Annotated in this window: 5 protein-coding genes; 3 read left to right on the forward strand and 2 right to left on the reverse strand. The window is 59.4% G+C overall.

Annotated features, from left to right (window positions below):
• Window positions 1-115 precede the first annotated feature (115 nt).
• Entirely contained in the window at window positions 116-292 is a 177-nt protein-coding gene (locus tag AAAB16_RS26365; RefSeq protein ID WP_340666033.1) for a hypothetical protein, read from the forward strand.
• 75 nt (window positions 293-367) lie between these two features.
• Here AAAB16_RS26365 and AAAB16_RS26370 read toward each other — a convergent pair whose 3' ends face one another.
• A complete protein-coding gene (locus AAAB16_RS26370; protein ID WP_340666034.1) occupies window positions 368-1,498 on the reverse strand; it encodes a M14-type cytosolic carboxypeptidase in 1,131 nt (376 codons plus the stop codon).
• A 116-nt stretch (window positions 1,499-1,614) separates the two neighbouring features.
• The gene (locus AAAB16_RS26375) at window positions 1,615-1,908 is read right to left on the reverse strand and encodes a hypothetical protein (RefSeq protein ID WP_110618128.1); all 294 of its coding nucleotides are present in this window, start codon (window positions 1,906-1,908) and stop codon (window positions 1,615-1,617) included.
• Between the two features lie 195 nt (window positions 1,909-2,103).
• Here AAAB16_RS26375 and AAAB16_RS26380 point away from each other — a divergent pair, with 195 nt between their 5' ends.
• Window positions 2,104-3,234 (forward strand): ABC transporter permease, encoded by a 1,131-nt coding sequence (locus tag AAAB16_RS26380; protein ID WP_340666035.1) that lies wholly within the window; start codon window positions 2,104-2,106, stop codon window positions 3,232-3,234.
• Window positions 3,228-4,019, forward strand: a complete 792-nt coding sequence (locus AAAB16_RS26385) for an ATP-binding cassette domain-containing protein (protein WP_340666036.1) — start codon at window positions 3,228-3,230, stop codon at window positions 4,017-4,019. Before AAAB16_RS26380 ends, AAAB16_RS26385 begins: the two co-directional genes overlap by 7 nt.
• Window positions 4,020-4,037: the final 18 nt, after the last annotated feature.

The raw sequence follows: 4,037 nt of genomic DNA on the forward strand, positions 1-4,037 counted from the left end.
TGCGGTATTAGGGCTATAGCGACCTATACATGAGCTGAATATGCCTTAACGATCCCTCGGCAAGAGGGTAGGTGGCCTACGCTCAAAGAACGCAACGTTCGCCGAGGATGTAGCCATGACTCTAAAAACAAGAAAATACCTGATCGCCTTGGGCCTGCTGATGGTCTGCGGTCTGTACGCCGCAGCTGCCGTGCGGGTTGAACTGGCACGGCAAGGGGCGCCAGTGGCATCGATCTCCTGCAAGCATGATCTGTGTGTGCCGCATACCGGCTGGCTGAGTTCAATGCGCTAAGCATTGTGTAGGTTGAGTCGTTCCGCGCTCGGTGAGCCTGCGGCGAAGCCCAACGCCCGCCGCGCCTAGGGATGCCTAGCGCAGCTCATCCACCATGCTTGCCGTAACCCTCAACACCTCTTTGGCCAATTGCTTGGAGCGTTTGCCATCCCAGCCGGTAACCGGGTTGGGCGTGTCGTGATGGTCTTTAAAGGGCATTTCGATGGTAAACGACAGGCAGTCGAACTCTTCACCTACCGCATTGCAGGCCAAGGTCATATTGGCCTTGCCCGGCGCGCTGCGCGGGTAGCCGAACTGGGTCTGGAACTCCGCGCCATTGGCCACTAAACGCTGGCGAAAGCGCTGTTCCAAATCGGCGATGCGCTGGGTATAGCCTGGGTTGCCTTCGCACGCGGCGGTAAACACATGGGGTATTTCTTCGTCGCCGTGGATATCCAGAAACAAGTCCACGCCCACCTTGCGCATCTGCTGCTGAACGAAAAATACCTCGGGGGTTTCTGCCTCATTGGCCGATTGCCAGGCGCGGTTTAAATCTTTGCCGGCCGCGTTGGTGCGCAAATGGCCGCGGTAGGCGCCATCGGGGTTCATATTCGGCACCAGGTACAGGTCGGCCTTGCTTAGCAGGGCATTTATCTCAGCGTCGTCGCGCAGTTTCAGGCGCTCGATCAAGCCTTCCATAAACCACTCGGCCATATGCTCGCCGGGGTGCTGCTGGGCGATGATCCACACCTTGCGCTGCGCGTTGGGGGTGCGGCTGATACGCAGCAGTTGGATATCCCGGCCTTCAATGCTTTTGCCGCAGGCAAACAGTTCGGCATCGGCCTTGAACAGCGCCTGGTCTATTAGCCAGTCATGGCGTTCGCGGCTGTAGGGTTCGAAGTAGGCAAACCAGATTTGCTCCTGCGCCACGTCCAGACCAAAGCTCAAGGTGCCATTGGTAAATGTGCTGGGCACGCGAAACCAGGTTTTCTGATCATAGGAAGCAACGGCGTGGTAGCCGCTCCAGGCCCAGTGATAGGCCGACTCGCCGGCATTGATGATGCTGAAATCGTAACGCTGGCCAGGGGTAAGGCCTTCGGCTTTAAAGTGAAACCACTGGAAGTGATGGCTGTTGAGGTCTTTGCGCATTTTCAGCAGCGGGTGCTGAGCATTGCTGCTGTCATGGACCTCGATATTGCCGCTGTCGAAGTGAGCAGTGATTTGCATGTGAAGCCTCTACGTTTATGCGTTGCCCACAAAGCTCGGGCGTATGGCGCGTAGCTTCGCAGCTAGCGGCGCCGTTGCAAACGCAAGAGGCGACACAAATGTGCAAGCCAGGTGGCTTAGCTGATTAATAAACTGATCAGCCACAAGCCCAGCAGCAGCCAGATAATCCCCAGCACCACGGAGCGGCGCATAAATGCGCGCACCGCGCTGTAGAGAAACAGCAAGCCGATCACCAAGGCAACAATGCTCAGCAACGATGGCGTGATACCCAGCGCGCCGGACAGCCCATGGAGGAACTGGCGGCCGGCATTGCCGATCAACTGCAACAAGCCACTGAGGCTATCGACGATAAAGCGAATTACCGTGCCCAGCGCGTGGCCAAGCCAATCGAAGAATCCTTCTACCTGCATGCTCTGCTCTCTGCTGCGTAGACAATGGTGTGTAGCTTGGGCAAGCGTAGCGGCTGGCGGTTCAATTTGAACGTGCTGCGTGCATCAAGCGGTTTAGGCCGCCCGAAGAGCAACCGCATGAAACACCTTTACCTGCGGGTGATGTAACCTGCCCTTGATACGCTACGGCCACCCAGGATGAGTAAGCCGCTTTTTATGACTTCAGCCGCCTTACGTTTGGACACCGCCACAACGCCTGCGCAGTTGGTTGTCAGTGGTGACTGGACCTTGCCTCACTACAGTCAATTAGCCCGCGATGTGGCGGCGTTGCGCCCGCAACTGAGTGCCGGCACGCCGGTACAACTGGCCGCCTTGGATAAGCTCGATACCTCCGGCGCCGCCTTGCTCGCCGACCTGCTCGGCGCCGAACGCCTGATTGATCTGGCCGCCAGCGACCCCAGCCTAAACCCCGCCCGCCAAGCCTTGCTCAACTCCGTGGGCAGTGCGCTGCGCCAGTACTGCCAACCGGAAAAGCCCGAACCGCGCGCCGGCCTGGCCGATGTGTTGGCGCATATCGGTGGCTTTGTTGCCAGCCTGTGGGACCGTGTCGCGGCGCTGCTTGGCTTTATTGGTCTGACCCTGGAAACCTTGCTGCGTAGCCTGTTTCGTCCGCGCAGTTGGCGGGTCACCTCGCTGGTGTCCAACATCGAACAAACTGGCCTGGATGCCGTGCCCATCGTGGTGCTGCTGACCTTTATGGTCGGTGCTGTGGTGGCATTTTTAGGGGCCACGGTGTTGGCCAACTTCGGCGCGACTATTTACACCGTCAACCTGGTGGCCTTTGCCTTTCTGCGCGAGTTTGGCGTGCTGCTCACTGCCATTCTCATGGCTGGGCGCACGGCCAGTGCCTTTACCGCGCAGATCGGCTCGATGAAGGCCAATGAAGAGATCGACGCCATCCGCACCCTGGGCCTCAACCCGATTGAGTTGTTGGTGCTGCCACGGGTGCTGGCGCTATTGGTGGCGCTGCCGATTCTGACCTTTCTGGCCATGCTCTCCGGCATTCTTGGCGGCGCGGTGGTGTGCCTGCTGGTGCTGAATATTTCGCCAACGATGTTTCTCACCATCCTGCAAACCATTGAGGTGCAGCACCTGCTGGTGGGCTTGGTAAAGGCGCCGGTGTTTGCCTTTTTGATTGCCGTGATCGGCTGCCTGGAAGGTTTTAAGGTCAGCGGCAGCGCGCAGTCGGTGGGCGACCACACTACCTCGGCGGTGGTGCAGTCGATCTTTGTGGTGATTTTGCTCGATGCCTTGGCGGCGATGTTTTTTATGGAGATGGGCTGGTGACGCAGGAAGCGCTTATCGAGGTCCGCGACCTCACCAACGCCTTTGGTACGCAGGTGGTGCATCAGCACTTGGACCTGGATGTGATGCGCGGCGAAATTCTTGGCATTGTCGGCGGCTCGGGCACCGGCAAGTCGGTGCTGCTGCGCTCCATCGTCGGCCTGCAACGGCCGACTGCCGGCAGCGTCAAAGTGTTTGGTGAAAACCTGCTGAGTCTCTCGGCAGAAAAACGCTCGCAGGTGGAGCGCCGCTTCGGTGTGCTGTTTCAGTCCGGCGCGTTGTTTTCCTCGCTTACGGTATTGGAAAACATCGCCTTGCCGCTGATTGAGCACGCCGGCCTTAGCCGTGAGGAAGCGGAAAACCTCGCCGTGGTCAAACTGGCGTTAGCCGGTTTGCCGGAAACCGCCGCGTACAAATACCCCGACTCGCTGTCCGGCGGCATGATCAAGCGTGCGGCCCTGGCGCGGGCCTTGGCCCTGGACCCGGAAATCGTCTTTCTCGACGAACCTACCGCCGGCCTCGATCCCATCAGTGCGGCGGCGTTTGACCAACTGATTCTGACCCTGCGCGATGCCTTGGGCCTTACCGTATTTCTGGTCACCCACGACCTGGACACCCTCTACACCATCTGCGACCGGGTGGCGGTGCTGTCGCAAAAACGTGTGCTGGTGGCCGGCGATCTCGCCACTGTGGCCGCCACCGCCGATGCCTGGGTACACGACTACTTCCATGGCCCCCGTGGCCGTGCCGCGCTGCAAGCCAGCGCCCGTTTAACGGAGAACAACTGATATGGAAACCCGCGCCCA

The sequence above is a fragment of the Pseudomonas sp. genome (assembly GCF_037994325.1).
Taxonomy (GTDB): Bacteria; Pseudomonadota; Gammaproteobacteria; order Pseudomonadales; family Pseudomonadaceae; genus Aquipseudomonas.

Bases quoted from the DNA above. Each gene is read 5' to 3' on its own strand.
- AAAB16_RS26365 (WP_340666033.1), top strand. From the start codon at position 116: ATGACTCTAAAAACAAGAAAATACCTGATCGCCTTGGGCCTGCTGATG.
- AAAB16_RS26370 (WP_340666034.1), bottom strand. From the start codon at position 1,498: ATGCAAATCACTGCTCACTTCGACAGCGGCAATATCGAGGTCCATGAC.
- AAAB16_RS26375 (WP_110618128.1), bottom strand. From the start codon at position 1,908: ATGCAGGTAGAAGGATTCTTCGATTGGCTTGGCCACGCGCTGGGCACG.
- AAAB16_RS26380 (WP_340666035.1), top strand. From the start codon at position 2,104: ATGACTTCAGCCGCCTTACGTTTGGACACCGCCACAACGCCTGCGCAG.